General features: G+C 57.7%; 32 protein-coding genes. 8 read left to right on the top strand and 24 right to left on the bottom strand.

Annotated features, from left to right (window positions below; translation table 11 throughout):
- Positions 1–27: 27 nt before the first annotated feature.
- The 10 genes from ACSBLW_RS18285 to ACSBLW_RS18240 form a co-directional block, all read right to left on the bottom strand.
- Positions 28–738: a c-type cytochrome gene (locus ACSBLW_RS18285; protein ID WP_435258030.1), complete on the bottom strand. Its 711-nt coding sequence runs from the start codon at positions 736–738 to the stop codon at positions 28–30.
- A 1-nt stretch (position 739) separates the two neighbouring features.
- Complete coding sequence (locus tag ACSBLW_RS18280; protein ID WP_435258029.1) at positions 740–1,861, bottom strand: c-type cytochrome; 1,122 nt, start codon at positions 1,859–1,861, stop codon at positions 740–742.
- Positions 1,845–3,116, bottom strand: coding sequence for a sulfite dehydrogenase (soxC, locus tag ACSBLW_RS18275; RefSeq protein WP_435258028.1), 1,272 nt, complete (start codon positions 3,114–3,116; stop codon positions 1,845–1,847). The genes ACSBLW_RS18280 and soxC overlap by 17 nt, the downstream gene beginning before the upstream one ends.
- Positions 3,117–3,140: 24 nt before the next feature.
- Entirely contained in the window at positions 3,141–4,835 is a 1,695-nt protein-coding gene (gene soxB, locus ACSBLW_RS18270; RefSeq protein WP_435258027.1) for a thiosulfohydrolase SoxB, read from the bottom strand.
- Between the two features lie 129 nt (positions 4,836–4,964).
- On the bottom strand, positions 4,965–5,831 hold the full coding sequence (gene soxA, locus ACSBLW_RS18265; RefSeq protein WP_435258026.1) for a sulfur oxidation c-type cytochrome SoxA: 867 nt from the start codon (positions 5,829–5,831) through the stop codon (positions 4,965–4,967).
- 31 nt (positions 5,832–5,862) lie between these two features.
- On the bottom strand, positions 5,863–6,192 hold the full coding sequence (gene soxZ, locus ACSBLW_RS18260) for a thiosulfate oxidation carrier complex protein SoxZ (RefSeq protein ID WP_435258025.1): 330 nt from the start codon (positions 6,190–6,192) through the stop codon (positions 5,863–5,865).
- 26 nt (positions 6,193–6,218) lie between these two features.
- Positions 6,219–6,638 carry a thiosulfate oxidation carrier protein SoxY gene (gene soxY / locus ACSBLW_RS18255; RefSeq protein ID WP_435258024.1) on the bottom strand — a complete coding sequence of 140 codons (420 nt, stop codon included), beginning with the start codon at positions 6,636–6,638 and terminating at the stop codon, positions 6,219–6,221.
- Between the two features lie 29 nt (positions 6,639–6,667).
- Positions 6,668–7,141 (bottom strand): sulfur oxidation c-type cytochrome SoxX, encoded by a 474-nt coding sequence (gene soxX, locus ACSBLW_RS18250; RefSeq protein ID WP_435258023.1) that lies wholly within the window; start codon positions 7,139–7,141, stop codon positions 6,668–6,670.
- A gap of 119 nt (positions 7,142–7,260) precedes the next feature.
- Positions 7,261–7,830 carry a thioredoxin family protein gene (locus ACSBLW_RS18245; protein WP_435258022.1) on the bottom strand — a complete coding sequence of 190 codons (570 nt, stop codon included), beginning with the start codon at positions 7,828–7,830 and terminating at the stop codon, positions 7,261–7,263.
- A 15-nt stretch (positions 7,831–7,845) separates the two neighbouring features.
- Positions 7,846–8,583, bottom strand: a complete 738-nt coding sequence (locus ACSBLW_RS18240; RefSeq protein WP_435258021.1) for a cytochrome c biogenesis CcdA family protein — start codon at positions 8,581–8,583, stop codon at positions 7,846–7,848.
- A gap of 99 nt (positions 8,584–8,682) precedes the next feature.
- Here ACSBLW_RS18240 and ACSBLW_RS18235 point away from each other — a divergent pair, with 99 nt between their 5' ends.
- From ACSBLW_RS18235 to ACSBLW_RS18225, 3 genes are all read left to right on the top strand, one after another.
- Entirely contained in the window at positions 8,683–9,033 is a 351-nt protein-coding gene (locus ACSBLW_RS18235) for a thioredoxin family protein (protein WP_435258020.1), read from the top strand.
- Between the two features lie 123 nt (positions 9,034–9,156).
- On the top strand, positions 9,157–9,486 hold the full coding sequence (locus ACSBLW_RS18230) for an ArsR/SmtB family transcription factor (RefSeq protein WP_435260155.1): 330 nt from the start codon (positions 9,157–9,159) through the stop codon (positions 9,484–9,486).
- Between the two features lie 47 nt (positions 9,487–9,533).
- The gene (locus tag ACSBLW_RS18225) at positions 9,534–10,580 is read left to right on the top strand and encodes a YeeE/YedE family protein (RefSeq protein ID WP_435258019.1); all 1,047 of its coding nucleotides are present in this window, start codon (positions 9,534–9,536) and stop codon (positions 10,578–10,580) included.
- A 17-nt stretch (positions 10,581–10,597) separates the two neighbouring features.
- Here the strand turns inward: ACSBLW_RS18225 and ACSBLW_RS18220 are convergent, their stop codons facing one another.
- The 6 genes from ACSBLW_RS18220 to ACSBLW_RS18195 form a co-directional block, all read right to left on the bottom strand.
- Entirely contained in the window at positions 10,598–11,398 is an 801-nt protein-coding gene (locus tag ACSBLW_RS18220) for a diguanylate cyclase domain-containing protein (protein WP_435258018.1), read from the bottom strand.
- 203 nt (positions 11,399–11,601) lie between these two features.
- On the bottom strand, positions 11,602–12,174 hold the full coding sequence (locus tag ACSBLW_RS18215; protein ID WP_435258017.1) for a heme NO-binding domain-containing protein: 573 nt from the start codon (positions 12,172–12,174) through the stop codon (positions 11,602–11,604).
- Positions 12,175–12,258: 84 nt separating this feature from the next.
- Entirely contained in the window at positions 12,259–13,968 is a 1,710-nt protein-coding gene (locus ACSBLW_RS18210; RefSeq protein WP_435258016.1) for a DUF4153 domain-containing protein, read from the bottom strand.
- Positions 13,969–14,083: 115 nt separating this feature from the next.
- Positions 14,084–15,640, bottom strand: coding sequence for a trimethylamine methyltransferase family protein (locus tag ACSBLW_RS18205; RefSeq protein ID WP_435260154.1), 1,557 nt, complete (start codon positions 15,638–15,640; stop codon positions 14,084–14,086).
- 104 nt (positions 15,641–15,744) lie between these two features.
- Positions 15,745–16,437, bottom strand: coding sequence for an HAD family hydrolase (locus ACSBLW_RS18200; RefSeq protein WP_435258015.1), 693 nt, complete (start codon positions 16,435–16,437; stop codon positions 15,745–15,747).
- A gap of 53 nt (positions 16,438–16,490) precedes the next feature.
- Positions 16,491–16,772 (bottom strand): DUF3572 domain-containing protein, encoded by a 282-nt coding sequence (locus ACSBLW_RS18195; RefSeq protein ID WP_435258014.1) that lies wholly within the window; start codon positions 16,770–16,772, stop codon positions 16,491–16,493.
- Between ACSBLW_RS18195 and ACSBLW_RS18190 the strand changes: the two genes are divergently transcribed.
- On the top strand, positions 16,771–18,315 hold the full coding sequence (locus ACSBLW_RS18190; RefSeq protein WP_435258013.1) for a diguanylate cyclase: 1,545 nt from the start codon (positions 16,771–16,773) through the stop codon (positions 18,313–18,315). The two genes, ACSBLW_RS18195 and ACSBLW_RS18190, sit on opposite strands and share 2 nt — an antisense overlap.
- A 35-nt stretch (positions 18,316–18,350) precedes the next feature.
- On the opposite strand, the gene ACSBLW_RS18185 is transcribed toward ACSBLW_RS18190, so the two are convergent.
- The 4 genes from ACSBLW_RS18185 to ACSBLW_RS18170 all read right to left on the bottom strand — a co-directional run bounded on the left by ACSBLW_RS18185 (position 18,351) and on the right by ACSBLW_RS18170 (position 20,513).
- Positions 18,351–18,863, bottom strand: a complete 513-nt coding sequence (locus tag ACSBLW_RS18185) for a periplasmic heavy metal sensor (protein ID WP_435258012.1) — start codon at positions 18,861–18,863, stop codon at positions 18,351–18,353.
- Positions 18,860–19,228, bottom strand: coding sequence for a dihydroorotate dehydrogenase (locus ACSBLW_RS18180; protein WP_435258011.1), 369 nt, complete (start codon positions 19,226–19,228; stop codon positions 18,860–18,862). The genes ACSBLW_RS18185 and ACSBLW_RS18180 overlap by 4 nt, the downstream gene beginning before the upstream one ends.
- A gap of 36 nt (positions 19,229–19,264) precedes the next feature.
- The gene (locus ACSBLW_RS18175; RefSeq protein WP_435258010.1) at positions 19,265–19,861 is read right to left on the bottom strand and encodes an RNA polymerase sigma factor; all 597 of its coding nucleotides are present in this window, start codon (positions 19,859–19,861) and stop codon (positions 19,265–19,267) included.
- Between the two features lie 85 nt (positions 19,862–19,946).
- Positions 19,947–20,513 carry an EF-hand domain-containing protein gene (locus tag ACSBLW_RS18170; protein ID WP_435258009.1) on the bottom strand — a complete coding sequence of 189 codons (567 nt, stop codon included), beginning with the start codon at positions 20,511–20,513 and terminating at the stop codon, positions 19,947–19,949.
- A gap of 234 nt (positions 20,514–20,747) precedes the next feature.
- Here ACSBLW_RS18170 and ACSBLW_RS18165 point away from each other — a divergent pair, with 234 nt between their 5' ends.
- Both ACSBLW_RS18165 and ACSBLW_RS18160 read left to right on the top strand, forming a co-directional pair.
- Positions 20,748–21,158 (top strand): DUF983 domain-containing protein, encoded by a 411-nt coding sequence (locus ACSBLW_RS18165; protein WP_435258008.1) that lies wholly within the window; start codon positions 20,748–20,750, stop codon positions 21,156–21,158.
- 5 nt (positions 21,159–21,163) lie between these two features.
- A complete protein-coding gene (locus ACSBLW_RS18160) occupies positions 21,164–21,772 on the top strand; it encodes an NUDIX hydrolase (protein WP_435258007.1) in 609 nt (202 codons plus the stop codon).
- A gap of 6 nt (positions 21,773–21,778) precedes the next feature.
- Here ACSBLW_RS18160 and ACSBLW_RS18155 read toward each other — a convergent pair whose 3' ends face one another.
- Positions 21,779–22,738: a fatty acid desaturase gene (locus tag ACSBLW_RS18155; RefSeq protein ID WP_435258006.1), complete on the bottom strand. Its 960-nt coding sequence runs from the start codon at positions 22,736–22,738 to the stop codon at positions 21,779–21,781.
- Positions 22,739–22,858: 120 nt separating this feature from the next.
- Here ACSBLW_RS18155 and ACSBLW_RS18150 point away from each other — a divergent pair, with 120 nt between their 5' ends.
- Positions 22,859–23,707: a helix-turn-helix transcriptional regulator gene (locus tag ACSBLW_RS18150; RefSeq protein WP_435258005.1), complete on the top strand. Its 849-nt coding sequence runs from the start codon at positions 22,859–22,861 to the stop codon at positions 23,705–23,707.
- Here ACSBLW_RS18150 and ACSBLW_RS18145 read toward each other — a convergent pair.
- The 3 genes from ACSBLW_RS18145 to ACSBLW_RS18135 form a co-directional block, all read right to left on the bottom strand.
- Positions 23,704–23,940 (bottom strand): lipocalin family protein, encoded by a 237-nt coding sequence (locus tag ACSBLW_RS18145; protein ID WP_435258004.1) that lies wholly within the window; start codon positions 23,938–23,940, stop codon positions 23,704–23,706. The two genes, ACSBLW_RS18150 and ACSBLW_RS18145, sit on opposite strands and share 4 nt — an antisense overlap.
- A gap of 254 nt (positions 23,941–24,194) precedes the next feature.
- Positions 24,195–24,788 (bottom strand): hypothetical protein, encoded by a 594-nt coding sequence (locus ACSBLW_RS18140; protein ID WP_435258003.1) that lies wholly within the window; start codon positions 24,786–24,788, stop codon positions 24,195–24,197.
- An 84-nt stretch (positions 24,789–24,872) separates the two neighbouring features.
- Entirely contained in the window at positions 24,873–25,916 is a 1,044-nt protein-coding gene (locus ACSBLW_RS18135) for an aldo/keto reductase (protein ID WP_435258002.1), read from the bottom strand.
- Positions 25,917–26,026: 110 nt separating this feature from the next.
- Between ACSBLW_RS18135 and ACSBLW_RS18130 the strand changes: the two genes are divergently transcribed.
- On the top strand, positions 26,027–26,686 hold the full coding sequence (locus tag ACSBLW_RS18130; protein WP_435258001.1) for an ImuA family protein: 660 nt from the start codon (positions 26,027–26,029) through the stop codon (positions 26,684–26,686).
- Positions 26,687–26,771: the final 85 nt, after the last annotated feature.

Genomic DNA, 26,771 nt, shown 5'->3' with positions numbered 1-26,771 from the left:
GCGCGGTTCGGGCCGTGCCTATTGCTTTTAATCAAGGGTCGCAAAGTAGGCGGCGAGGGCCGCGATCTCGTCATTCGAGAGGCGTCCGGCCATCATCTGCATCACCGGGTGCGGACGGAGTTTCTGTTTGTAGGCGTGCATGGCAACGACGAAGTCCTCTTCGGGCCATTGGGTGATGGAGGGAATACCCTGATCTGATCCGTCGCGTTGGTGGCAGGTGGTGCATTCGGACGAGAGGTATTCGCCATATTCCGGGTCGCCCTGAAGGGCGAGGATCGCGGGGTCAAGATCGTGGTCGGTCTTGCGGGCGGTGGGTTCGGCCTCGGGAATGTCACGCGGTTTGTCGGAATTGGCACGAAGAAAGGCCAGAACGTCGGCGCGGGATTGGTCGTCTTTCAGGCCGGGGTAATTCATCCGTGTGCCTGAAATCAGCGCCTTTGGATTTTCGATGTAGGCATCAAGGGTTTCCAGCGTCCAGGTGAGGCCGTCGCTGCCCATGCGGGCCATGGATTTGGAATAGTTGAACCCTGTGATCGCCCCGGCGCGGCGACCGAAAATGCCGGTCAGGCGGGGGCCGATGCGGTCTTCGGCATTGGGGCCGATACGGTGGCAAGCAGCGCATTGCTGGTTAAAGAGGTCGCCGCCGCGGTCTTCGTCCCCGATAAGATCAGCCGCCGCCGGGGTTGACCCGACGGCGGCGAAGGTGAGCGTGAGGAGGATGGCACGCCAACCGGTCATGTCAGCCGCCGAGGCTGGTCAGATAGGCGATCAGCGCCGCGCGATCCTCTTCTTTTTTCAGGCCCGCGAAAGACATCTTGGTGCCTTTGGCAAAGCCCTTTGGGTCAAGCAGGAAGGCATCAAGGTTCGCCGCGTCCCAGACCGTGCCAGCGGCAGCAAGGTCTTGCAGGACTTTGGAATATTTGAAGCCTTCGGACGCGCCGACCGGACGGCCGACGATGCCATTCAGTTGAGGACCAGAAGCGTTCTTCGCGCCCTCACCCACTTTGTGGCAGGAGGCGCATTTCTTGAAGACTTTCATGCCATCTTCGATCAGTTCGTGATCGGCTTCGGCGACTTCAGTTTGGGCGGGTTCTGCCGCAGCGGGTTCGGTTGCTGCGGGTTCGGCGGCGGCAACTTCTGTTGCGGCCGGTTCTGCGGCGGCCGGTTCGGCTGCGGCCTCGGCCACCTCAAAGATTGGCGGAATGGTGCCTGCCGGCTTTCCATCCGGATCTTCCGGTGTCACGTTCAACTCGATCGCGCGCTTTGTCACCTGAACCGGACCTTCGACGCAATTCGTCATGCAAGCGGCGGCCGAGAACAGCGGATATTCGCTTTCGGCGCGGTCGTCCGGGTAGAAGCCATCGACGTTCGGCATGGTGATTTCAGTGAAGTTCTCTTTCGAGAGCACGAAATCATCTTCGACCAAGCCATTGGAATAAAGAAGGAATGCCGCGATAGCATAGGCTTCGTCATTGGTCACGGTCTGGGCGCCGCCAAAGGGCATGGAGCGATGAACGTAATCAAACACGGTCGAGAGATACGGCCAGTAGCTGCCGATGGTTTTCACCGGGCGCACGTCGCGAAGCGTGCCCTGCCCGCCGGCCAGAACCGGCCAGCTGTCGATGCCTTCGGCAAAATCGCCGTGGCAGGTCGCGCATTTTTCGGCAAAGACCTCATCCCCGGTTTCAACATCGCCCGAGCCTTCGGGCAAGCCGGTGCCATCTGGCAGAACGGCCACGTCCCAAGCTTCGATTTCCTCGGGCAGTGCCGTGCGGCCAAGGCCCAGCTTTTCCGCCATGGCAGGAGCGGCCATCAGGCTCGCGAGGGCGGTTGCCAGCAGAAGATTAGACGATTTCGACATTTTCGACCTCCCCGTCGGCGTGGACCCACCAAGTTTGGATGCCGTTGTTGTGGTAGACATTGTTCTTGCCACGGATTTCGCGCAGCGCGTCTTTCGTGGGCTGGACATAGCCGGTTTCATCGGTGGCGCGGGATTGCAGATACATCTCCTCGCCGTTCCAGTTGATGTCCAGATGGAAGCGGGTCAGCGCCTTGGGTTTCGCGTCGCCCGAGATGCGCGCCTCGACCCAGTTGCGGCCACCGTCAAGCGAGACGTCGACCTTGGTCACGCGGCCATTGCCTGACCATGCAAGGCCGGTGATGACCAGCGGGCCTTTGCCGTGGCGGATCGGAACTTGCGGGCTGGGCGAGGTGATGACGGATTTCGCATCCATCACCCATGTCCATTTGCGGGCGCGGCCATCGGGCATGAGGTCGGTGTATTTCGACGTTTCCTCACGGCTTTCAACGGCTTGGTCATAGACGCCGATGCGGCGGACCCATTTGACCCACATGTTGCCTTCGAAGCCCGGCACGACCAGACGGGCCGGATAGCCATGTTCTTTGCGAAGCGCTTCGCCATTGGCGTAGAAGGCCACCATGACGTCGTCGAGCGCCTTTTCCATCGGGATCGAGCGGCCGTTCGACGAGGCATCGGCGCCTTCGACATAGACCCACTTGCCTTCGGTCTGAACGCCGGCTTCGGCCAGAAGATCGCGCAGCATCACGCCGGTATATTCCATGTTGTGGATCATACCTTGGGTGAACTGGCAGCCTTCCAGCTGTGCGCCGCCCCATTCCATGCCGCCATTGGCCGCGCATTCGCAGAAGGCGGTCATGACATGGCGCGGGAACCGCAGCAGATCTTCGAAGGTGAAGACAAGCGGGTTATCGACAAGGCCGTTGATCATCAGCCGGTAGTCGGCTTTCGACAACTCGATCGCGCCCGAGTGGTGACGCTCAAAGGCGCAGCCCTGCGGGGTGATCGTGCCTTCCAGCGCGTGGATCGGCGTGAAGTTGATGGAGGACGCTGTGCTTTCGGTCAGCCATTCCACATTGCGTCGCACGACATGGGATTCGAACTTGATCGGCATGCCATAGGGCGTGGCATCAACGGCATCGCCGAATTCAACGGCCCAAGGCTGAACTTCAGTAATCAGCGGATCGGGGGTTTGCGCACGGGCGGCGGTGGCAGCCAGCATCCCTGCCCCAGCGGCTGCGGTGCCACTGAGGAAGGCGCGGCGGGAAGTGCCTTCTTTGACGGGTTCGTCGGTCATTTGGCGAACTCTCCTTCGGGGTTATCAGATGCCGGTCACTTTGACCGAGTTGGTCGGGTCAACCTTCACGGTGCCCTGCTTCTTGATGTAGCTTTCGACCACATCCCAAATCTGCGGGCCTTCGGTGCCTTCGTTCACCGATGCCCAACCAGCAACCGTGTAGGATTTGGTAGCGTCGATGGTTTCACCCGTATCGACAAGCGTCATTTCGGTGATGCGCTCGCCAATCGGTTTCGACACGTCGATGGCAAAGCCAAGGCCGCCGACGCGGACCATATCGCCGCCCTGCTGGTAATAGGGGTCGGTGTTGAAGAGGTTGTCGGCCACGTCTTCAAGAATGGTGTGGATGAATTCACCTGTCATCTCGGTCCGATAGCAGGCGCCATAGGTCATCGAGGTGACGTTGTGGATGTCTTCGCGGGTGATGGCATCGCCCGGCATCAAGCTCGCTCCCCAACGCACGCCCGGCGACATGGCGATCTGTGCGTCGCGCTCGGTCCGGATGGCGTCGCAGATCAGGTCGTCCCATGTGCCCTGGAAATTGCCGCGACGGTAGAGAAGGCTTTCGGTGGTGCCGATCTTTTCTTCGAGCTGATCCTTGAACGGGGCGCGTTCTGCGTCGATCAGGCTGGCCATTTCGGCGTCGGGCTCGATCACGTCCGAGAAGATCGGGATCAACTTGTGCTTGAAGCCCATCATCCGGCCATCGCGCACGTCAAGGTCAACGCGGCTGATGAATTTGCCGTGGGAGCCGGAGGCGATGAGGATGGTTTCGCCGATCAGCACCGGTTCCGGCACGGCGTCATGGGTGTGGCCGGTCAGGATCACGTCGATGCCTTTGACGCGCGACACCATCTTGCGGTCAACGTCAAAGCCGTTGTGCGAGAGGCAAACGACGAGCTCGGCCCCGGCGGCGCGCACCTCATCGACCATTTCCTGCATACGCTCTTCGCGGATACCGAACGAGTATTCCGGGAACATCCAGCGCGGGTTGGCAATGGGCATATACGGGAAGGCCTGACCGATCACCGCGATCTTGACGCCGCCGCGTTCGAAGAACTGATAGGGCTCAAAGGCGGGTTCATCCCATTCCGCATCAAAGATATTCGCGCCGAGGAAGGGGAAATTCAGTTGCGTTTCAACGATTTCCTTCACGCGCTCAGTGCCGTAGGTCCATTCCCAGTGGCTGGTCATCGCCTCGACGCCCAGTTGGTTCATGACATTCACAACGTCCTGCCCTTTGGTCAGGAAGCTGGTCATCGAGCCGTGCCAAGTGTCGCCGCCGTCCAGCAGCAGCGCATCGGGGCGGGCAGCGCGGATGGCCTTGACCACCGTGGCCACGCGGTCCATGCCCCCCATCTTGCCATAGGTTTTGCCCAGCGAGACGAAATCCTCATAGGTCAGGGCGTAGGCCTCGGGGGATTGTGGCGTCAGGTTGAACATCTTGATGAAGTCTTTGCCGACGACATGCGGCGGTACGCCCTTGGCGTCGCCCACGCCGATGTTCCATTCCGGTTCACGGAACCAGACCGGCTTTAACTGCGCATGAATGTCGGTGATGTGGATCAGAGTGACATTGCCGAAATCGTCGAACTGCAAAAGCTGTTCTTGGGTCAGCGCCTGCTGTGCGGCCAGTTTCGACCAGTTGCCAAAGCCTGAAATGCCATAGATCGCCGAGGCGGCGACCGAGGCTTGCAGGAATTCGCGCCTGCTGATCATCCCGATACTCCTTCGTCTTGGACAAAGATCGACCGTTCGCGGACTCCCACGTCAGGCCGTTCGCCCATGTTTGTTTGAAAAAATTGACAAACGAATGGTGGCCGCCGCTGGGGACGGCGGCCGATAGTCTTAGTGACGGACGCCGACACCTTCGATCGACAGACCGTTGCCGCGCGAGGCGACATAGAGTTCCAGAGCCTTGAACTCATCCGACCCGGCCTTGAAGGTTTCTGCCCGCGTATCGCGAACACAGCCGACAAAGCGCTGCTGGGCCGAGACCAGACCTGCGTCCTTCAGGCGATAGACCGGGAAACCGGAGATCTGACCTTGGGACAAATGGTCGGCGCGAATGAAGTTGCCATAGTTGTCTTCATGGCAATTCGAACAAGCCATCTCAAGTTGACCGTAGCGGGTGTAGAAGATTTCCTTGCCCTTGGCGTAGAATTCCGCAGCAGGACCGTCGATCGCCACGTTTTGAGGCTCTCCACGCGACTGCATCGAGATCAGCGCAAGCATGTTCTTCATGTCGCCCGAGGTGGTGCCCCAGGCTTCCAGACCCATCCGCTCGGTCACGCAACCGTTGATGTAGTCTTCCATGATCATCAGCTTGCCGGTCTTTTCGTCGACGCGTGGGGTCACGGCCCGCAGGCCAGCCATCGACTCGGGGCCGTTGTGGCAACCGGCGCAGGATTCGCCGTTCTTGCCAATCGCGGCGTTCCATTTGTCTGTGCCAAGATCAACAAAGACCATGCCCGGATTGTCGAAGTCATCCTTTTGCATGTCGCGGGTCGCGTCATCGCGGAAGTGCCAGCCCGAGTAGATCTCGGGCAGAGCGCCGTCCAAATGTGCTGGGGCCGCTGCCTTCGTGGTCAGGGTGATGTCGCCGTCATCGGTGACGATGGTCAGCGTATCATCAGCTGGATCGGCAAGGGCCGCGCCGGTGATGGCGAGACCAAGGGCCGTGGCGGCCAACATCTTTGTGATTGTGCGCTGCATAGCGTCTCCTCCCTCGAGTTCGTTGCTGCGCTTAGGCGACTTCGATCGGCTTCGTGTCTTCGTAGACCGAGCCATCGTCATCGTACCAAGTGAACTTGAACTCGCCGGCGGCGTCGACCTTCGCATCGAATTCGAAATACGGGTTGGTCGAGATTGCCGGATCCAGCGCGATGTCGATGACATTCGCACCGTTCAGGTCGCAGGTGAAGCGGTTGATGATCGAACGCGGGATCAGCTTGCCGTCTTTGTCCTTGCGCTGACCGGATTCCATCTGGTGGCTGATCAGAGCCTTGATCGTGACGACCTCGCCGGCAGCAGCCGACTTCGGAACTTTCACGCGGGGTTTTGCGTCTTTTGCCATTGTCGTATCTCCTGATTACCGGTTGATCAGCCGCCGCAGCCGCCGATGGTGACCTTGACGGTCGCCTGAGCCTGAAGGACCGTACCATCGGCCATTTTGGCCAAGGCGATCACATCCTGGGTCTTGGCCAGACGGATCCGGGTTGCGGCGTTCTGGCTGCCTGCGGCCGGGCCGAAGGTGAAGGTGCAAACGGCCGGTTCGGGGTTGCCTGCGGCCAAGAGCATGATGGCGACGGCGCCTGGTGCGCTGACCGACACCGGAACGGTGTTGCCGTTTTCAGCGATTTCTGGGGCGGTCAGGGTGATCCCCTCGGCGCCGGGAGCAGCACCACCGGTAAAGCCGGCAGTCAGTTCTTCAACGGTCGCAGCAAAGAGCGGGTTGGCAAGGGTCGCGGAAGCGATGCCGCCAAGGCCGGCCCAGAGTGCGTCTCTTCTGGAAAGTTTCATGGTCATCTCCTTAGGGTTCCTCTGGCTGGTCACTCATTGAGCGTGAGCAGATAGGCCACCACATCTTCGATTTGCTGAGCGTTCAAAATCGGCGGCAGATCGCCTTCGGGGGCCTTGCCCGAGTAGGCGGCGCCGGGACGAATAAAGCCCTCGGTCTTGTAGAAGGCAGGCATGAACGTGCCGTCGAAGGTCATCTTTGCATTTGCAACGATGCCCCGAAGCTGGCCTTCGTCATAGCGGTCTGCCACCCCGTCAAGAGGCGGCGCGATGTCGCCCGGGAATGGGACGTCAGGCATGGCACCGATCATGTGGCAGGCCACACAATTGCCCAAGGCGTTCGTCGTCATGATCTTGGCGCCGGAGGCCGGATCGCCGGGGGCGCCTGACAGAGACTCTGCAACTGCCCCCTCTACATAAACCACACTCGTTGGTGCGGTTTCACTTATTGCTGGCGTCACGGCGGCCATTGCCAGAACCGAGGCCAGCCAAAGCTGACGTGTCATTGCGATCCTCCCTGATCACTCCCTTTGGGAAACGATAACCTCGGTATGCCATCATACGCAATAGAAATATATAATTCCATGAATATTCCTATATGCGCCTATGAATCAGCGACTTACATTCAATTGTTCGCATTTACCCGGCTTGCGAGGAACTTTTGAAAGTGCTCTCCGCTGTCATATCCATGGTCGCGAACCCAGGTTAGAAGCGCCTCGGTCGTGCCTTTTCCAAAGGCTCCGGGCATCAGGGCAACGGCCGATTCTGCTGCGGTCTTTCCCTCGGCAACCTCTTCCGGCAGGAACATCATGGTGGGCGTAAACATCACGCCCCAGCGTGCCGCCATATCCTTTTCCGGAAGCGTAGTCCCGTCGAAGTCGGTCACTTCGACATCTCCGAAAAGATTGATTTGCACCACGAAGTAATGGTCGCGGATCAGCGTGTCGATTGCAGGGGCTGGAAAGACCTCTTCATGCATTTTCGTGCAATAGATGCAGCCGCGCTGCTCGACGATCAGAAGGAGGCGTTTTCCTTCGGCATTCGCCTCGGCCAGATCTTCGCGCAGGTCTTTGAAGGTTTCCCGCAGCCATGTTGGTTTGTGCAGACCATCATCCCCAATTTCCGCAGCTGCCATCGGCAGCGCAAGGCAAGTGGCGGCGATAAGCGAGAAAAGCGCAGTGCGAAAGTGGAACATTGTATCCTCCCAATGTCATTGCAGGGTGGCAGACCAATCAAAGTTGCGGATCATCCAATCCGCTATGATGTTGACCGAATTGGTGGCGATCAGCAGACCGAACACAATCAGCATGACGCCCATCGCCTTTTCGACATGTCCCATAAGGGCACGATGACGAGACACCCAATCGAGGAATGGTCCGGCGAAAAGGGACGCCGCAACAAAGGGCATGGTCATTCCAAGTCCGTAAACCAGCAGGAGTAGCCCGCCACGCCATATTTCCCCCATGCCGCTGGCGACCATCAGAATGGCAGCAAGCGCGGGGCCGACACAGGGCGTCCAACCAAAACCAAAGGCCAGTCCCATGACATAGGCCCCTGCCAGAGTCGTGGGCTTGGTTTCCGTTTCGATCCGCGCTTCGCGGTAGAACAGACCGATCCGTAATAGGCCAAGGAAGTGCAGCCCAAAAAGGATCAGCACGCCACCCGCCAGCCAAGAAAGAGGCTCGCGCCATTGCAGGAATACACGGCCAAGAGCGGTCGCGCCCATTCCAAGAAGCACAAAGATCGTCGTGACCCCCAAGGCAAAGGCGATGGCCTGTGTGATGAGTCGCTTTTGCGCGCCTGCTGCGATGGTACCGCCACCGCGCAGTTCCTTGACCGAAAGACCGGCCATATAGGACAGATAGAACGGAACCATCGGCAGGATGCAGGGTGACAGGAAGCTGAGAAAGCCCGCAACCAGCGCGCCACCGAAGCTGATTTCCAGCATAATCCCCCCAAACGCACAGATATATAGCCGGAGCCATTACACTTGCCGGAATGCAAAATTTATATTAGCATATTTCTATCTATAAATGGCGCTGTCAACATGACTCGTATCGCCTTTGCCTTCGCAGCTTTGCTGTTTAGCGCCCAGACCGCCTTGGCGGAGCTGCAACTTCTGATGTTCGAACAAACCGGTTGTATTTACTGCGCCCGCTGGAATGAGGAAGTTGGACCGGAATACAGCCTGACTGATGAAGGCAAAGCCGCCCCTCTCCGCAGGGTGCAACTGCGTGACCCGCTGCCAGAAGGGCTGAGTATCGCCAGCCATCCGGTGTTCACCCCAACTTTTATTCTGGTGAAGGACGGCGTCGAGACGGGCAGACTGGAAGGTTATCCGGGGGAAGATTTCTTTTGGCCCCTTTTGGACGGGATGCTGAAGGCCGCGACAAACTAAGCGCCACAGCAACAATTGGCTTCAGAAATGCCGCCCATCGTGCGGTTTGACTTGTTGACACGGCTTTATCTGGTCAAATCACATTTGGGCGGAAAATGCAGGAGCAGACGCTTGGCCGATGGCGTGACAATCGCTGAAGAACTTCCACCTCCTGAGGGGCTGGATGAGCTTGTGACGCAGGCCAATGACGCTGCAAATTTCCTAAAGGCCTTGGGCCATGACGGTCGCCTGACCATCCTTTGCCACCTCTTGTCGGGCCCCAAGAGTGTGACAGAGCTTGAAAACCTGCTGTCTGCGCGCCAGGCCGTTGTCAGTCAGCAACTCGCACGGCTTCGGCTTGAAGGTCTTGTCAGCGCGCGGCGCGAAGGACAGGCCATTTTCTATTCAATCCTTGACCCGAAAGTGATTGAAGTTCTGGGCGTATTGTCCAAACTCTTTTGCAAATCGGCATAAGACCGAAAGACGAACCCCAGATTTGGGGAAACGGGAGGAAATGACCGATGGACGGAATCCCCTACGGCGTATTGGCGGCGGTGGTTGGCCTCGTGGGCGGTATCGTGCTGGGCCTTTCGGCGCGATTGGGTGATTTCTGCACCCTGGGCGCGCTGGAATCGGCTGTTTATGGTCAGGACCAAAAGCGTTTGCGGCTGTGGGGTATCGTTCTTGGGGTCGCCATTCTGGGAACGCAGCTTGGTGCGCTTGCAGGCTGGATCAATCTTTCCGCGACTTTCTATCACTCGATCATGTGGAATCCGCTGGCCTCGATCGTTGGCGGTCTGATCTTCGGCTATGGCATGGCGATGGCCGGAAATTGTGGCTTTGGTGCGCTGGTTCGTTTTGGTGGAGGCGACCTGCGCTCTTTGGTTGTTGTCGTCGTCATGGGGATTTTCGGGTTTATCGCACTCTCTGGCCCCTTGGCTCCCTTGCGGGTGGCACTCTTTCCCCAGCCTACGGCGGTCGAGCCACAAGGGATCATTGCTGATCTGACAGGTCTCACCGGCATCCCTGCGATCGCGATCATTGTCTTGTTCGCTGCTGGCGCCTTTGCCTGGGCTTTGTCTTATGCGCCTTTGCGGCAACGGCCCGATATGCTGGCCTGGGGTGTTGCGGCCGGGCTGGCTGTTGTGTGGTGCTTTGCGGGCACCACATGGGTCGACGACCAAAGCCTTGGGGCGATTGGAGTCGAGGGACCATCCTTTACGGCGCCGGTCGGCAGGACATTGATCTTTCTCATGACGGCCACAGCCGGCGGAATAACCTTTTCCGTGGGTGCCGTCGTCGGGGTTCTTTTGGGCGCGCTTCTGGGTTCCACGATTCGTGGCTTGTTCCGCTGGGAGGCCTGCGAAGACCCGCGCGAATTGGGGAGACAAGTCGGTGGTGCGGCGCTGATGGGCGTTGGCGGCGTCATCGCGATGGGATGTTCTGTTGGGCAAGGCGTCACGGGTTTTGCCACGTTGGCTTGGTCTGGACCTGTAACATTGGCGGCAATTGCCATCGGCGCTATCGTAGGACTTCGCCAATTGATTGGTGGGTTTCAGCCGGAATAGGTGGGGCGCTCTTACGGCTAAATGCTGTTTGCAGGAAAACCAAAGAGCTTGGCCATTCCGCGCCCTTCATTTTTTGCTTGGTAAAGCGCCGTGTCTGCCTGCTGCAAAATCTCGTCGGCTTTTGGTCGCGAGAAATCTGTATTGATCGTCACGCCGATACTGGCCCCAACCTGACAAACCGAACCTTCAAAGGCTGTCGGTTGAGACACCCTGCCAATCAGGCGGTGGGCCAGCTTGAGCAGCAGGTCTTTGTCTGTCAGATCAGGCAAGAGAATAATGAACTCATCCCCGCCTACGCGCGCAACCGTATCTGTACTGCGCGTTTCGTCCCGCAACGACGACGCAACGTGGCGCAAAATATGGTCCCCAGCCGCATGGCCAAGGGTGTCGTTCACTTGTTTGAACTTGTCCAAATCAAGTTGCATCACCGCAAAGTCCATGCCGCTTTCACAGGCTCTGGCCAAGGCACTGTCCAAGGCACGTCGATTGCGAAGACCCGTGAGCGTATCCGTCAGCGCACGTTCCTCAGCCTCTGTTCTGGCTCCTTCCAGACGAAGGCTCAGACGCCGGAATTCATCCATGACCGCATTCTTTGCTTCGACCAGATACAGCATTTCCACTGTCAGGTCGGTCACAGCGAAATCCGAAATGGTCAGAGCGTGCGTCTTGACAGCATCGACCACGCCAATTCCGAAAGAGAGGTTCAAAAGGACCCCGCCACCTTCGTCTGGCAGTGCATGCCCGCGCATCGGGCTGGATTGGACCCGTAGCGGAAGAAGAGACAGGCGATCCCCCGCCTTTTCCAAAAGATCTGCCATCTGGCCTACCCCCGCAGGCCGGACGATGCGAAACTGTCGAAAGAACGACTGCCCCCGACAGTCGCCAAGAACGCGCTTCAGCGTTGGGCCGACTTGAACGATTGCACCAGATGGCGAAAGGCGCAGATGCATCGGCAGCAACCGGTCCAGTGAAGACGGAGATAACGTTATCGCCGAGGAAATCGCGATTGGTCCCTGATCGTTCAATTTCCTACCATCCCCAGATCGAAATGGCGGGCTTCGGCGAACTCGGCGTCCAGAAGCTGAACGAGGATCCCACCCTCAATGCATTCAATGAGAACAAGCACACCATAGTCATCCGCCATTGCCCTCAGCGCACCCGCGACAACGTGCTGTGCGCCAGAAAAAGGATCGTCAAAGCGCATGGAAAAGAGGCCAGCCCCTTGTTCAGTCAGGTTCAGGTCGGGAACGACAAAGTCTGGCATTGCAAGCAATGCCCTATCTGGAAGCTCTTCTAGAGAGTGAAGAAAATCCACGAATGTGACCCCGCCGAACCTGAGCAATCGGCGTAGGCGCCCGCCCGATCGCCGGGAAACAAGCCATGTTCCCAGATCTTCAAGTATTGTGTCGCGGGCACGTCCCAACTGCGCATCGGCCGATTCAAGGATCATATTCGTCAATTCCGGCGGATAGCGAAGGAGCGGCTCGAACCGATCTGCAGCAAAGCCAGCGCGTTGAACGATCCCTTTCCAAGCAGACGACCCATAGGTGTCCCGCAGGAAGCCTTCCAAGGCATGATTAACCAGACCCAGCATAGCGACATCCCCAAGCCTTGGGTCTAACACCCAAAGCATTTGGCGACACGCTAGGGAGCAGCGGTTAACAATCCGCTTAAACGCTTACTCCAGAACGGTGATGCCTGACCCGAGCAGACGATTTACCGGGGCCGGTTCTATCGCGGGGGGGGCAGCTTGCCATTCTCGCATCAACTGTGCAGCGTCATCCCCAAAAGGAAGAACGCCAGAAGATCCACGGATAATGGGTTCATAGCGGCGCTTTCCCTGAACAAGACCTTCGAATGACGCAAAGCCGCTGTCATTCCACAGCGCCAGAACGGCTTCTTCACCCGGCGATGCAGGCAAGAGATCGGCCACGATCATCACGCACCCTCTCCCACCACCCGGAAGGTCGCTGTTGCAGGCATTAATAAGCGCTTCCAATCCGAACTGATCAAATTCTGCAAGGAACACATCGCGCGTGGCGGTCGCGGTTTCCGGCTGCAACACCAAAACTGACTGGGCCTCGGCCAAGAGTTCGATCGGAGCGGCCACAGGCGCAGATCGGTTGGCCAGACGGTCGGCCAAAGCCTCTTGCCCCGGTTGCACAGATATTTCTTTGAGCTTCGCCAAGGTGGCCTGCCCCGCCAACCCCCAGCGTTCCAAGGCCTGCGCGTCAACATCCTCGGGCGCAAGAACCCCCGCCTCAAACCGGGCAAGGTGATTGCGCGAGGAAATCGCTTCGGCATTCAGAAGGGGCGTCAAACTCAAGGCCGAAACAACCATAAGGGCAAAGGCCATAACGATGTTGGATTGACGGATGCGATCCATCCACCCTGCCCCGCGGAGCACGGCTATGGCATAGAGAACGCCGTATCCAATGCCCAAAACTGAGACCTCGGCCGCGAACACCCGATCTGGCGTCCAGCCACGCTGCCAGACCCGAAGAAAGACGGCCCATGCCCCGACGCCGGCAAGGATGGGCAAGACCAAGGACATGGCGCGAGCGGCCCAGATCAGCACCGTGCTGGAACTGGCCTGAACATTATCTTGATCGACCGCTGTCGTGACCAGTGTCGCCCCCACGCCGGCCATCGCCAACATGACCAGTGCGACGGATAAACCGTTGAACAGGCCCGAAAACCCTTGAAGTGGCAAAGCAACAAGGAAGACGACCGTGACGACCAGCACCACAGGGAGGATCAGCCGCAGCATCCGCAAAAGCAGATAGGGGCTGATATATTCTTGCAATTCCTGAACAACGGCCAGACCGAGCCCAAGCACGCCGCCCGTGATGAGGAAAGGGATCGGGCCAAGGTCTAGCAGATCACCGATCACGGTCAGGCCAACGATTTGCAACAAGGCATCCGACAAAAAGATGACCGCCCAGACGACCCCGGTAAATGTCCAGGCGATTGCATAGCGAACGACGATGGACCACGCCTCATCAAAGAGCAGGGGATAGTCCCGCCATTTACCCAGACTTTGCGCGATCCAGAATGGCATTGGCACCGTTGTCAGCACCATCGCGGCGAGAACGATGTGCGGTTTGACGGCGTCTTCGACGGTTTCAAACCTTAGAGACGCCAGAACGACAAGGACGGTCACCACGATCGCTATTCCGGCAGCCCCCAAGGAAGACCGCAAGGGCCGGATAGGGCCGATCATGATCAAAAGGGTCCCGAAGAATGTTGCCATAAAGACAATGACAGCAAGCATCAGGCGATATGGGAGAAGGTTGGACTGGCTCAGTTCACCCAAGGCATAAAGGGCAAAGCCTGCCATCAATCCAAGCGCCGCCATCGTCGCGCGACTTGCCATCATCGGGGTCATAGTGCCTCTCTCACCCAAACGGGTCACCGATTTCTTCCAGCAAAGCTAAGTCTTTGGCCAGAAAAGAGCCAGCAACTTTGCACGCCGATATCGGACCGGCCAAAACCGCGTGCGATTAGAAGTCCGTCGGTGCTCCGCCCTCTTGCTTGCGGCGCGCAACAAAGCGGGTGAGCTCTTCCAGATGATCCCCATTCATCGGCGGAGCTTCGAATTCGGCCATGATTTGCTTGTAGATCCGATGCGCGCGTTCTGGCGTCCAAACCGCGCCATCAAGGTTCCACGCTTCGTAATTACGCCAGTCGCTGACGAAGGGAGAGTAGAAAGCCGTTTGATAGCGTTCTTGCGTGTGTTGGCAGCCGAAGTAATGACCTTGCGGCCCGACCTCGCGGATTGCATCCAGAGCTATGTCGTCTTCGGAAGAAGCAAAAGTCGCCTCTTCGAAATACCGCTGGATCATTTGCAGGACTTCGCAGTCCATCACGAATTTCTCGGGACTTGCGATCAAGCCACCTTCCAGCCAACCCGCCGCATGGTAGACCATGTTGGTCCCCGATTGCACGGCCGCCCAAAGGCTGTTTGACGTCTCCCACATGGCTTGCCCATCCGGAATATTCGCCGCGCAAACACCCGACGAACGGAGCGGAAGCCCATAGAAACGGACCAACTGCCCCGTCATCTGGGTCGCGCGCATGTATTCCGGCGTGCCAAAAGCTGGCGCACCAGATTTCATATCAACGTTCGAGGTGAAGGTTCCGATAGCGACCGGGCAACCGGGGTTGATGAATTGCAGCAGCACAATGGCCGCCAAAGCCTCGGCAATCGACAACGCCACCGCCCCAGCCATCGTCACAGGGGCCATCGCCCCGGCCAAGGTGAATGGGGTCACGACAACCGGCTGTCCACGGCGCGCAAGGCGAATTGCGCCATCGAGCATGGGAAAGTCATGCTTTAGCGGGCTGACCGAGTTGATATTCGTGTACATCCGCGGTTTGGCGTCGAATTCGTCATTGCTAAGCCCGCCTGCAATGCGGACCATTTCCATGACATCCTCAACCCGCTCGGCGCCCAACGAATAAGCGTGGCAAACCTTGTCGGTCAGGGTAAGTTTTTCGAACAGGCAATCAAGATGGCGGACGGAAGGATGAATGTCGATCGGTTCGACCGGATAGCCGCCGGCGATATGAATGCAGTTGAAGTATTGCGTCAGCTTCATGAACTCTTTGAAGCTCTCGAAATCTCCTGACCGTTTTCCCCGCTCCAAGTCCCAAGAATTCGGAGGGGAAGAGACGTTTACGAACAGCATATGCTTGCCACCCATGATCAGTTCCCGATCCGGGTTGCGCGGGGTCAAGGTAAAACTGGAGGGCGCTTTGCCCACCATTTCCATGACAAAGGCTTCATCCATACGGACATTCGTGCCCGAAACGATACAACCTGCTTTCCGAAGGATCTCGACCGCTTCCGGATTCAAAAATTCGATCCCGATATCCGAGAGGATTTTCATGGCGCCGTTGTGGATGCGCTGAACGCCATCTGCATCCAATGGTTCCGTCGGTCGATCCGGATTGACCGGAATGCGCCACGGCATTTGGTCGATGACAGACGTCCCCGACCGGGCTTTCATTCCCGCACGCCCACCAGCGCGACGTTTGCGTCCCTGATCGTCATTCATCGCCATTACTCCTGTCCTGCCATTGGCAGTGCTTTGGAACCAAGATGGCTGAAAGGATCAGGGCATGAGCACCTATTTAGCGACGCATATGTGTCGTTTTTGCGCTATGCGCCCTCTAGCCAGTCTGGCAACGCGCCAATATTGTCCAAGACAACATCCGCGTCAGGGGCCAGATCTTCACGGGTTGCAATGCCAGTCAGAACAGCGATTGTCACCATTCCGGCGGCCTTGCCTGAATGCAAATCGTGAAGGCTGTCACCAACCATTGCACAACGCGACGGGGACAAGCGCGTGGTACGCGCAAAAGCCTGACACATGCCCGGCCCCGGCTTAGCGCCATGGCCGGTATCGTAACCAGAAATAAAATCGAAAAAATCAATGACATCATGCGCCGCAAGGTGCGCCCGCGCTGCGACTTCGGTGTCGTTCGTCGCCAGACCGATCTTCAGCCCTTTTGCTTTGAGCTTCGTAAACAAGGGACGCAGTGGGACGGCCTCTTCCATATGCGCCAATGCAGCTGCTTCATTGATATGACTAGTGATCTCGGAAACGGATCGACCGGGAATATGAGGAGAAAGTGACAAAGCGATATCGGCAGCAGTTGCCGCGATAACCGGGCTATCCGGCGTAAAATCGCCACTCTTCAGATTGAACCCGATGGCATGCGCCATTTCATCGGCATGAGACATGTCACGAGCCATGTTGGACAACAGACCACGGGCCCAGCCTCCCCAGCTTTTCCGAAAATCAAAAAGCGTGCCGTCCTTGTCGAAGATAAGACCATCAATAGCGCGCAACTGTATTCTCCTGCACATTCCCTGTTCGACGATACCTGACACTTACCTTGTATTCAGGTCCAATGGTGTTGCTCTGCCCCCGGAAGCCCTGCTCGCGCGTCTCTCAATGCCTCGTAAGGCAGCTCCTGCGCATCGCAGCAGGCGATGATCCATTCATCATCCATCAGGAGAAAATCCAGTACTGAGGCGAGAAACTCCACGCTTCGCGCAGACCTAGGCAAGTCATCGAGACTTGCGCCCGTAGACCCCAGGAAAACCGGAAGAAGTTCATCGTTGGCGGCGAGCCAAGCGAAAGCCTGTAAGGCCACGATTTCAGCGGTTTCTTGCCGAGACATGCGTTTCTTTTCCCGTTTTGACCAACTAGCCCAGTTTTTAGAGAAATGGGAATGGATGTGTTATGAATCTGGCAAGGAATCCTTAACCAAATTTGTGCATGGATTGAGGGTAACTCGTAATTGCAGGTTCGTAGTCATGGATGGCAAGATTCTCGTCATAGATGACGTGGCGACCAACCGGATCGTCCTCAAGGCCAAACTGAGTGCGGCTCGCTACCAACCTCTTCTCGCTTCCTCCGGGTCAGAAGGAATGCGTCTTGCACGGACCGACCGGCCCGATCTGATCCTCATGGACCTGCGACTTCCAGATATGTCTGGTATAGAACTTTGCGCGGCCTTTCGTCAGGATCCCACAACCGCGACGACCCCCATTATCGCCATGACGTCATCGGATAAGCTGCATGATCGGCTGAAAGCAATGGATGCGGGAGCGGATGATGTGTTTACGAAATCATCGACTGACGCATTCCTTTTGGCTCGGGTCCGCAATCTGTTGCGCGGCCATCAGGACATTCGAGACCTGAAGCAGGATGGTAATGATAGAGAGTTTGAACTTGCCGAAGACATTACTCCGTTCGCTCAGCCCTCTCGGATCGCGATTGTAACTCATCGCAAAGATGAAGGGATGCGCCTTCGCCGCCACCTCTCCCCGCTGATGCGCGGAGATATTGAAATTGTCACAGTGGATGAGGCTTTCTCTCAAGCTGACCCTGATAAGTCGGGACCAGACCTGTATTTGATCGACGGCGAAAATACCAATCCAACCGCTTCAATCCGTCGTCTGCTTTCCGATTTGAGGAGCCGTGGCACAACGCGCCACGCGTCCATCTGCCTTTTGTCCCGGACGAGAGCGCTTGACGGAGTCGAAGGAATGGCCTTCGATTTAGGGGCAAACGATATCATCGACCCAAACAGCGACATTCAAGAAATCGCCGTCAGATTGCGGGCCACGTTGCGAAGAAAGCGATACGTCGACAGGACCAGAGCCAATCTACAAGACGGGTTGAGGCTTGCGATGATTGATCCTGTAACGGGGCTCTATAATCGTCGCTACGCGATGGCACGGTTGACCAGCCTAGTTTTTTCACAGTCAGAGACTTCGCGGCCTCTGACAATCCTTGTGGCAGATCTGGATCGATTCAAGCGTGTCAATGATGTTCATGGCCATGCTGCAGGCGATCAGGTTCTGATCGACGTTGCAAAGAAAATGCAGCAGGGATTGAGACAACAAGATTTGCTTGCACGCTTCGGAGGAGAGGAGTTTCTGATCGTCCTTCCAGAAACCGGGCTCGATGCCGGGAACGTCATCGCACAGCGGCTTAGGTCAATATTGGTCCAAAACCCAACTAAACTCGCCAATGGTGAACGTGTCGAAGTGACGGCTTCCTTTGGCCTTGCGGTCCTTGAAACGTCGCTCGCAAGAACGTCGCACGACGCCGAAATCATCGCGCGCGACTTGATAGACCAAGCCGACGCGGCCCTTCTGACCGCCAAGGCATCGGGCCGGAATATGGTAACAATTGCCCGTCGCGACGTGGCGTGACAACCGGAAACTCAGGTGCCGCCGATTTTCCGTTGTCAGTCGCGACGGCGCTTTTCTTTCAGCCTGCGTTCAAGTTTTGACGCAAATTCCGCCCTTTCGGCATCCGACATCATCGTGACCACGTCCACAAGGCCTTTCCGACCTTCTGCAACGCGGGCGGTAAGCCTGCTGCTTTGATTTTCCAACGCGGCACGGAACGCCCCTGCGTCAAACGGAGAAGCGCGCAGAGAATCCAGCACCAAACTCATGTCGGCCTCAATTTCTCTGCGAAGATCGCGCAATCCCGCATCACGACCAGACAGATCCTTGAACAAACCCTTGCGCTGTTCGCGGGTCAATGCCTCGGTATAGGGGCCAAAGGATACGTCACGCGGGCCAGAGACCATATCGCCACCACGATGGAATTTGAGCGCCGCGCCCGTCACCACCCCGACAATCCCAAGATTTATTGCCAGAGAAGCCGCAAGAAGCAGTTTCATCCATGTTGGGGCCCGCCGTGCGGACACAGGTGCCGTATCTGCCGGTGGAGGGGTTTGTTGGTCGCTCATTGGGTCGTTTCCTCGGCAAGCAGGCTTTCATAGCCAGGCAAAAGGTCAAAGCTTCCGCCGGCAGATTCAGATATCCCATAGGAGCTGGCCAAATTGACCAGCGCCTCTGGTTGTACATATCCCACGACCAGCCCGACCATCGCAGCCGAACTCACGCCCGCGACGGCAGCAGCGCCACCCAAGGCTGCGAAAAGGCTGCTCCAGAAGCCGCCCTTCGACACGACAGATGGCCGCCGCACCATGCTGGCGACCGGCTGTTCAGACTCTGCGTCTGCCAGTACGCGCGCAAGAAAATCCTCCGATGGCACGGGCGGATTTTGCCGGGCCTCGGCAAAAAGATCGTCAAGTGGATCGCGTTCAGTCATCTCAATCCCCTTTCCCCATCTCCGATTGCATTTACGTCAAGCTTCATCTTCGTATCCAAGCTCTTCTCGCCTTCCGGCAAGGATCGCGGCCAACGACCGTTTTCCCCGCGCCGTCAGGCTTTCAACCGCTTCAACGCCAACTCCCAGAATTTCTGCAATTTCCGGGTTGGGCAGACCTTCGATATGGCGCAGGATCACCGCCTGACGTTGCCGCTCGGGAAGTTGAGCGAGCGCGTTATGCAGGGCTGCCATCCGATCCGTTTCAATCAAAGACTGGACAGCGCCCGGCTGGTCGTCCGCAACTTCTGGCGCGTCATCCAAAGTAGCGGCCCGTCGCCGGATGCGCTTCCTTAGACGATCGGTCGCAAGGTTCGTTGCTACACGAAACAGCCATGTCGTGACCTGCGCTTCACCCTGGCGCCACTGAGGCGCGATGCGCCACAGTCGCAACATCGCCTCCTGAGCAACGTCTTCGGCCTCCGAGCGGTCATTCAAGACCCGCATGGCATAGGCCATCACGCGTGGGGCAAGACGATTTGTCAAATCACGCGCAGCATCACGGTCTCCATTTGCATAGAGAACCAAAAGCGCGTCGTCTGACAGAGGCGCAAGCGTGTCGCGGGGCATTTCCATCCTGCAAATGGCTTAGCGTCATTCGAACCCGACTGAAAGCCCCGCGCCGCGCAAGTGGCGGCGCGAGACTTCGTCTGATGCCGGATCAGTTATTGCCGCGTCCGAAGCCGCCTTCATGGCCTTCGCCATGACCAAAACGCTTCTTCTTAAAGCCCTTCGGGCCTTCGGCCATCTTTGCTTTGGCCGCGTCGATCTCGGCTTGGCTGATCGCACCGTCGTTGTCCGTGTCCAGACGGTCGACAAGGCCGGTCGGTACAGGACGCGATGCCAGTTCAGTAGCCGAAAGCTTGCCGTCGCCATCCGCATCCAGACGGGTCACCATCTGTGCGCTGCGCTCTTTCACACGGGCCTCCATGCCCTGCATTTGCATTGCGGCCAATTCGTCGGCAGAAATGAAACCGTCACCATCCGCATCCAGCGCCTTGGTGCGCGCCGCATGCCAAGCGGACAGTTCGGCTTCCGTGATCTTGCCGTCCTGATCCGCATCCACCTCGGCGAAGTTGAATTCAGCAAACGGGATCCCCATTCCGCGCTCCATGCCAGGTCCACCCATGCCCATACCGTTGCCACGGTCGGCAAATGCAGTGGTTGCAACCAGCGCAGAGGCCAAGGTCGCCATGGTCAAGGCCGTCAGTTTCATCGTGCGTGTCATGTTCTGCTTCCTTTTTCTGTTTTTGGCCTGACCGTTCTTGTCTGGCCCTTATGCTTCTCTTACGCACCACGTTTTGGTTTCCGTCGCTAATCTTTCGGCGCTTGCGACAAAGGCGCACAACGTCCGAAAGAGCTCTCCAAAATGAGCGGCGTTTGCGCTATCTGAGGTGCCGAGCGGGGCACTCAAGACCTTGGTATTGGATGGCTCTTGGAAGCCGAACTGACAGGAATTGGTATGACCATGACAGAACTCCATGGTGGTGACGTGGTTGATGAGCGCCCGGTGAAACCAGCGATCCTGCGTGGATGGCGTCGGAAATGCCCGAATTGCGGCGCTGGCCCAATGCTTCGCGGCTATCTGAAAGTCCGGGAAAGCTGCCCCGTCTGCGGCGAAGAACTGCATCACCATCGCGCTGATGATGGGCCAGCCTATCTGACGATCCTGATCGTGGGTCACATCATGGCGCCATTGATCCTTTACGTTTTCACCCATTACAGACCAGACCCGCTGGTGCTGGCGACGGTCTTCTCGGTCGGCACCGTGGCGCTTTCGCTCTGGTTGCTTCCCCGCCTCAAAGGCTTGGTGGTAGCCATCCAATGGGCCAAACGGATGCACGGCTTTGGCCGAATAGTGCCCGGCGAATAAGAACCATGGCCGACAATACGCCCGTGCGTTCCGCCGCGACGGTAATCTTGTGGCGCAAGCACGCCGGCGAGGTTCAGGTTCTAATGGGGCAGCGCGGGGCAAATGCGGCCTTCATGCCTTCAAAATACGTATTTCCCGGTGGCGCCGTCGATAAAGGTGATACTGCCGATCCTTTGCCACTTGGGACGACCTGCATTCGGCGCCTGTCTCTGTCTTGTCCCGACGACGCTCCTTCTCCTGCCGCAATCGCCGGAGCCGCGCTTCGCGAATTGTTGGAAGAGACTGGGTTGCGCTTACGAACAGACGTTTCCTCAGCAATGACGTTCTTTTTTCGGGCCATAACGCCTCCGGGCCGCAGCCGCCGCTTTGACGCCCGGTTCTTTCTGGCAGATGCTTCGCTTGTTACGGGCGATCTGGACGATTTCTCACGGGCTGAAGATGAACTGAGTCATCTTCACTGGATCGGTCTTGCCGAGGCAAAAGCCCTTGATCTGCCGTTCATCACCGAAGTGGTCTTGTCAGAAGTGGCCGCACATTTCGCTGGCGCAAAGGATGAAGGCGTTCCGTTCTTCGACAACTCTGGTGATATGCCACAGTTCCGAAGACTCGTTTGACCTTGATCAGGACGCTTTGTCGAGCAGATCGCAGCAGCCTTGGGTTTCTTCTTTGCGGTTCACGGGCATCATCGGATGCGGGACCGGATCTTTCGTGCGCAGAAGATAGGATTTGAAGATCTGCGGGTAGGACCGATAGACATATCCCGCATTTCTGGCTTGGTAATGCGCTTTTTGCGCCTCATAGACCTTCGGAAGCCGGTACCAAGCTATGTTTGGATGGCAGTGGTGAACCGAGTGCAAATTGTTGTTGAGGAAAAGCCACGACAGCGGCCCATGATCTTCGACAATAACGGTCCTTGCTCTTGCCGCTTCATGGGCGCGGTGTTCAAGAAAAGTGCGGATTTTCAACAAGCCGTGCCCGATGTAGGCCGCGATCAAATAGGCCCATACAGACATGCCTGCTGCAGATAGCCATATCAGAACCAGACAAACGCCGGCCAAATGCAAAAGCCAATCGCGGATCACGGGCATGTTGCCGGAAAGCAGTAGGCGAGCTTCACTTTTCAGCCAGAGAATATTTCCAAGCAAAGGCCCGATCGTCACGCGGCCAAGCAAGGTGTTGTTCGCCCGTAAAATGGCCTGATACACCTTGGGCAGACGCGCCCAGACCACGGGATCGACAAAGTTCGATTCAGGGTCATCATAGGGGTCTGTCAGGTTCGGATCGTGGTGATGCGCCAGATGCGTGTCACGAAATCTTCCGTATGGCACTGTCAACGTAAGGCCGGGGAAAACCAGCATCTCATTCAGCAAGCGGTTTCTGAATGGGTGTCCGTGCAAGACTTCATGCTGAAGCGATGAAAACTGCGCGATGGCAACACCAGTCACAAGGGTCGCCAAGACCGGAGAATACCCATAGCCGTATGACGTCGCCACGACCCATATCAGATAAGTCGCACCAAGAAGGGCGAGCGTTGGCCATTCTACTGCGGGATGTCCGTTTTCAGTCTTGGCGTATGTCACTTGAATCTCGGCGGATCGGACCTCACGCCATTGTGCCTATCACTTGCATTTTGAAAGGAAAACCCGAAGGATAAGCAACATATAGTCACTAATGTTTAGTTTAATAAACATGAGTAGAAAATGATCGACAAACGCGACCGCGCAATTCTATTTCGCACAAGGCTGGCAGAAGCCATGGAGCAACGCGGGATGTCGCAGAGCGCGTTAGCCCGGTCGGTTCATGTGGATCGCTCGACCATCAGTCAGCTATTGCAGAGTGAAAAGCGGTTGCCAAATGCCCAACTCGCTGCCGATTGCGCAATGGCCTTGGGAATTTCCGCCGACTGGCTTTTGGGGCTGTCTCAACGACCCGAACCTTTGGCGGATCTCTTGGCCACGCAATTGACCGAGACCGAGGCTCCCCGTGCCCTGATCGACGAGGCAATCTTCAATTGGCATCGCGAAGCGGCCGGTTACAAGATCCGCCATGTTCCTGCCACTCTGCCCGACATGCTGAAGACCCGGTCCATGGTGCATTGGGAATATGCGCCGCAGCTAGGCAGAACCGCCGATCAGGCAATCGGAGCATTTGAAGACAGGTTGGCCTGGATGCGAAACGCACGATCCGACTATGAAATAGCGCTTCCGCTGCATGAGCTTGAAGCCTTTTGTCAAGGAAGCGGCTATTACTCAGGGCTTGGGGTTGGCCTCCGATTGGAACAAATGGATCGTCTGATCGAACTGACGGAAAGCCTTTATCCTTCTCTTCGGCTTTACCTTTTTGATGCGCGGCGCGTCTTCTCTGCGCCGATCACGGTCTTTGGACCAATGCTCGCTGTTCTGTACCTTGGCCGTCACTACCTCGCCTTCAGAGACACGGGGCGGGTGGAAAGCTTTGGTCGCCACTTTGATTGGCTTGTGCGAGAAGCGGCGATGAGCGCGCGCGACGTGCCAGCACATCTTCGGGCACTTAGATCGCAGATTGGCTAGTACGAGATCAGTTTTGCGACGTCATAGCCATTGAAAGCAAAGATCTCTTTCGCCGCTGCCAGACGATCTGCGGGCAGCTTTCCGCCGCGGTTCAATATGAACCCATAGGCGCCAGAAGGCGTGGCGATAGCCAAGGTGCGATAGTCAGTATCGACCCAGATTACCCACCAAAGCTGTCCGTCAATCTCCATCCGACCAGGCCCGACCATCTTGACCGGTCCAGAAATCGCCATGTCCTGCCCCGCGAGGCACAAGCGAGCAGCTAAATGGATTGCCCCGCCGACGTTTGAAAACTCTGCGCCGCCGGGTTTGCAGGGGGAAGGCGCCGACGCAAAGGTTGCGGATTGCCCCCATCGTCCTGGCAATTTTCCTGGGTTGAATTGGGCGCTTGACCACATCGGAGCGGAAGCCGCACGAAAACGATCAGTTGTTGTCTCTGGTGTCTTCGGAATACAGGCGCCCATCACCAAGAAAAGGACGGCGGCGCTTAATCTATGCATTGTGTCAACATCCGGCCATCTTCGTTCAGGATGTCTTGGCATCCGAACATCGGGGTGATTGGTGCGCATGTGCGGGACCGGGCAAGACAATAACCTTCGCAATCTGTCGAAGCCCGACACAGTTTCCCGCCATCTCGCGTGGGCTTTTGGCAAAAGGCCGCGCTGCCGCTTCCTGCCAGTGTCCAAACGCCTTTTGCCTTTTCACAGGCAAGCTGTGAGGCTGATTTAGGTGCCGCTGCGGCCGGGGTCGGAGCTGGCGGCGCTGGAGCCTGGTCCAGTTTCGCAGGCTCTGGTGCATCCTTGGTCTTTGCGGGGTCTACAACCGGGCGCGGCTTTGGTGTTGGCATATCCGCTGGTTTTTCGTTGCCCCCGTCGTCACTTTTCGGCTTGGCCACGTCTGCTGGCGTATCTGTCGCAGGCGCTGCATCGAGACTGGTGGTTTCGACTGCGCCCCCCGTAATCGGGTTTACCCCTCCGTCCACGGTGTCGCCGTTGGCGAGGGGAAGCTGGCAAGCAGACAAGATCAAGGACAAGGCCAGACCCAAACCCGCTTCTTTTACTGATGCCAAATACCGCCGCACCGACCTGCCCCTTATCTTTTTGCGGAAAGAAGGCCTGAAACCACACTCAGATGCAAGCCCGGATCCCGTTGATCTGGAGCCAGATCAATAAGGAGCCGGATATTGCCGATGCACTTGCGCAATATCAGCCATCACGTCGTCGCTTAGTGTCAATTCGGCAGCACGGATATTTAGCGCAAGTTGGTCCAACGATGATGCCCCGATGATCGGGATGCACGGGAAGGGCCGACTTAAACAGAACGCAATCGCCATCTGACATGGGTCCAGCCCGTGCTTGGCAGCGATCCCAAGATAGGCCGCCACGGCAGGAAAGACCTGTGTCGTAACACGGCCACCGAGGTCCGGCGTAAAGCTGCGCCTTGTGCCGTCAGGGGTCACGTCACCCGCATACTTCCCGGACAGAAGACCCGTCGCCAGTGGCGAGAACGCCAAGAGGGGCATGTCTTCGATCATGCTGAATTCGCACCAGTCGGTGTCGAACTGGCGGCACAGAAGCGAATATTCGTTCTGCACTGATGCCATTCTGGGAAGATCGTGTTGCTCTGCCAGCCTTAGCCAAGTCCCTGCCCCCCAGACGCTTTCGTTCGAAAGCCCGATTGCCCGGATCTTGCCTTCGGCAATCAGGTCTTTGGCAGATTTCAGGACATCCAGCATATTGGCCTCGACCGCTGCGCGGTCGGTCACCTTTGGCTGATAACGCCAGGCTTGGCGGAAATGGTAACTGCCCCTGTTCGGCCAATGCAGTTGATAAAGGTCGATGTAATCGGTTTGCAGGCGAAGCAAAGACTGCTCGACGGCCCGTCGCAGGCTGTCTCCAGTGACGGCCTCTCCGTCACGCACCATCATTTGCCCGGCACCTGTTATCTTGGTGGCGATCTGCAGGCGTGACCGCCCCCCGCGCGACTTTAGCCAACTGCCGATGATGCGCTCGGTGTCCCCGACCGTTTCTTTCCGCACGGGATTGGTGGGATACATTTCTGCGGTGTCCCAGAACGTGACGCCCTGCGCGACTGCCATGTCAGCCTGCGCGTGCCCTTCGGCTTCGCTATTCTGGCTGCCCCAAGTCATGGTCCCGAGGCAGAGTTGTGATACTTCGATCCCAGTTCGCCCCAGTTGAACCCGATTCATGATGCCATCCCGTTGATTTCTGCATTTGGCTACAAGGTAATGGCTGCATCCCTGTGGGCAAGTCACGAATTGGAATTGAGAACAAATAGTGAACGATTTATCTTTTACGCATGAGTCTGCCGATTCACCAGATTTCCGGCCTGCCCTCCAAAGGCCCGCGCCACCCGCAGCTGCTTGCGCTGCCCGGGGAGATCGGGCCTGGCCTCATGCGGGGCCGCGTACATGAATTCTGCGGCCCGTCCCGAATTGCCTTTGCCTTGATGACGCTCTCTTTATCCACCGGCCCTGTCATATGGGCCGCGCCCGCATGGTTCCCCGAGCGCCCCTATTCCTGCGGGATGCGAGATTATCTGCACCCCGGCCGCATCATCTTTGTCCAATGCCGAAGGGCAGAAGATATACAGTGGGCGATGGAAGAGGGGCTCCGATCTGGAACCGCGCCAGTTGTCGTGGCCGAGTTCCCCGAACCGCCCAACTTGACCGCTGTGCGCCGCCTGCATCTGGCGGCAGAGACGGCACTTGGCACCGGTCAGACCGCCCCCATTGGGTTGCTGTTGACGCCGGGATCCGGCGGCGCACAGGGGGTAGAAAGCAGGTGGCAAGCTAACCCAATGCCAGCGCCCTCGGGTCTATTGGACTCAGAAGGGATCGCCTTGCAGATCCGGCTTTCGCGAGCACGGCAAGCACGCCCACAAGACTGGAGGCTGATCCGGGCCGCAGACGGGGGCACTGTCGCACAGCCTCTCGCAGCCCAACATTCCCAAGCCTGATGACAGATCTAACGAATGCCGCCGACCGCAAGCATCGATCGCGAGACCCATTGTGCAACCAAACGGCCCTGCCATCTGGGCAGCA

Source organism: Thioclava sp. FR2 (genome assembly GCF_051200875.1).
Classification (GTDB): Bacteria; Pseudomonadota; Alphaproteobacteria; order Rhodobacterales; family Rhodobacteraceae; genus Pseudotabrizicola.
This window is presented reverse-complemented; position numbering and strand designations above follow the sequence as displayed.

Coding starts and splice junctions, on each gene's coding strand:
- ACSBLW_RS18225 (WP_435258019.1), top strand. CDS start 9,534: ATGGACGGAATCCCCTACGGCGTATTGGCGGCGGTGGTTGGCCTCGTG.
- ACSBLW_RS18215 (WP_435258017.1), bottom strand. CDS start 12,174: ATGCTGGGTCTGGTTAATCATGCCTTGGAAGGCTTCCTGCGGGACACC.
- ACSBLW_RS18210 (WP_435258016.1), bottom strand. CDS start 13,968: ATGACCCCGATGATGGCAAGTCGCGCGACGATGGCGGCGCTTGGATTG.
- ACSBLW_RS18135 (WP_435258002.1), bottom strand. CDS start 25,916: ATGAATCGGGTTCAACTGGGGCGAACTGGGATCGAAGTATCACAACTC.
- ACSBLW_RS18160 (WP_435258007.1), top strand. CDS start 21,164: ATGGCCGACAATACGCCCGTGCGTTCCGCCGCGACGGTAATCTTGTGG.
- ACSBLW_RS18130 (WP_435258001.1), top strand. CDS start 26,027: ATGAGTCTGCCGATTCACCAGATTTCCGGCCTGCCCTCCAAAGGCCCG.
- ACSBLW_RS18170 (WP_435258009.1), bottom strand. CDS start 20,513: ATGACACGCACGATGAAACTGACGGCCTTGACCATGGCGACCTTGGCC.
- soxZ (WP_435258025.1), bottom strand. CDS start 6,192: ATGGCAAAAGACGCAAAACCCCGCGTGAAAGTTCCGAAGTCGGCTGCT.
- ACSBLW_RS18195 (WP_435258014.1), bottom strand. CDS start 16,772: ATGTCTCGGCAAGAAACCGCTGAAATCGTGGCCTTACAGGCTTTCGCT.
- soxB (WP_435258027.1), bottom strand. CDS start 4,835: ATGATCAGCAGGCGCGAATTCCTGCAAGCCTCGGTCGCCGCCTCGGCG.
- soxC (WP_435258028.1), bottom strand. CDS start 3,116: ATGACCGACGAACCCGTCAAAGAAGGCACTTCCCGCCGCGCCTTCCTC.
- ACSBLW_RS18235 (WP_435258020.1), top strand. CDS start 8,683: ATGACTCGTATCGCCTTTGCCTTCGCAGCTTTGCTGTTTAGCGCCCAG.
- ACSBLW_RS18145 (WP_435258004.1), bottom strand. CDS start 23,940: ATGGCGATTTCTGGACCGGTCAAGATGGTCGGGCCTGGTCGGATGGAG.
- soxY (WP_435258024.1), bottom strand. CDS start 6,638: ATGAAACTTTCCAGAAGAGACGCACTCTGGGCCGGCCTTGGCGGCATC.
- soxX (WP_435258023.1), bottom strand. CDS start 7,141: ATGACACGTCAGCTTTGGCTGGCCTCGGTTCTGGCAATGGCCGCCGTG.
- ACSBLW_RS18190 (WP_435258013.1), top strand. CDS start 16,771: ATGCGTTTCTTTTCCCGTTTTGACCAACTAGCCCAGTTTTTAGAGAAA.
- ACSBLW_RS18240 (WP_435258021.1), bottom strand. CDS start 8,583: ATGCTGGAAATCAGCTTCGGTGGCGCGCTGGTTGCGGGCTTTCTCAGC.
- ACSBLW_RS18245 (WP_435258022.1), bottom strand. CDS start 7,830: ATGTTCCACTTTCGCACTGCGCTTTTCTCGCTTATCGCCGCCACTTGC.
- ACSBLW_RS18220 (WP_435258018.1), bottom strand. CDS start 11,398: ATGGCAGATCTTTTGGAAAAGGCGGGGGATCGCCTGTCTCTTCTTCCG.
- ACSBLW_RS18285 (WP_435258030.1), bottom strand. CDS start 738: ATGACCGGTTGGCGTGCCATCCTCCTCACGCTCACCTTCGCCGCCGTC.
- ACSBLW_RS18185 (WP_435258012.1), bottom strand. CDS start 18,863: ATGAGCGACCAACAAACCCCTCCACCGGCAGATACGGCACCTGTGTCC.
- soxA (WP_435258026.1), bottom strand. CDS start 5,831: ATGCAGCGCACAATCACAAAGATGTTGGCCGCCACGGCCCTTGGTCTC.
- ACSBLW_RS18165 (WP_435258008.1), top strand. CDS start 20,748: ATGACCATGACAGAACTCCATGGTGGTGACGTGGTTGATGAGCGCCCG.
- ACSBLW_RS18180 (WP_435258011.1), bottom strand. CDS start 19,228: ATGACTGAACGCGATCCACTTGACGATCTTTTTGCCGAGGCCCGGCAA.
- ACSBLW_RS18150 (WP_435258005.1), top strand. CDS start 22,859: ATGATCGACAAACGCGACCGCGCAATTCTATTTCGCACAAGGCTGGCA.
- ACSBLW_RS18175 (WP_435258010.1), bottom strand. CDS start 19,861: ATGGAAATGCCCCGCGACACGCTTGCGCCTCTGTCAGACGACGCGCTT.
- ACSBLW_RS18280 (WP_435258029.1), bottom strand. CDS start 1,861: ATGTCGAAATCGTCTAATCTTCTGCTGGCAACCGCCCTCGCGAGCCTG.
- ACSBLW_RS18205 (WP_435260154.1), bottom strand. CDS start 15,640: ATGAATGACGATCAGGGACGCAAACGTCGCGCTGGTGGGCGTGCGGGA.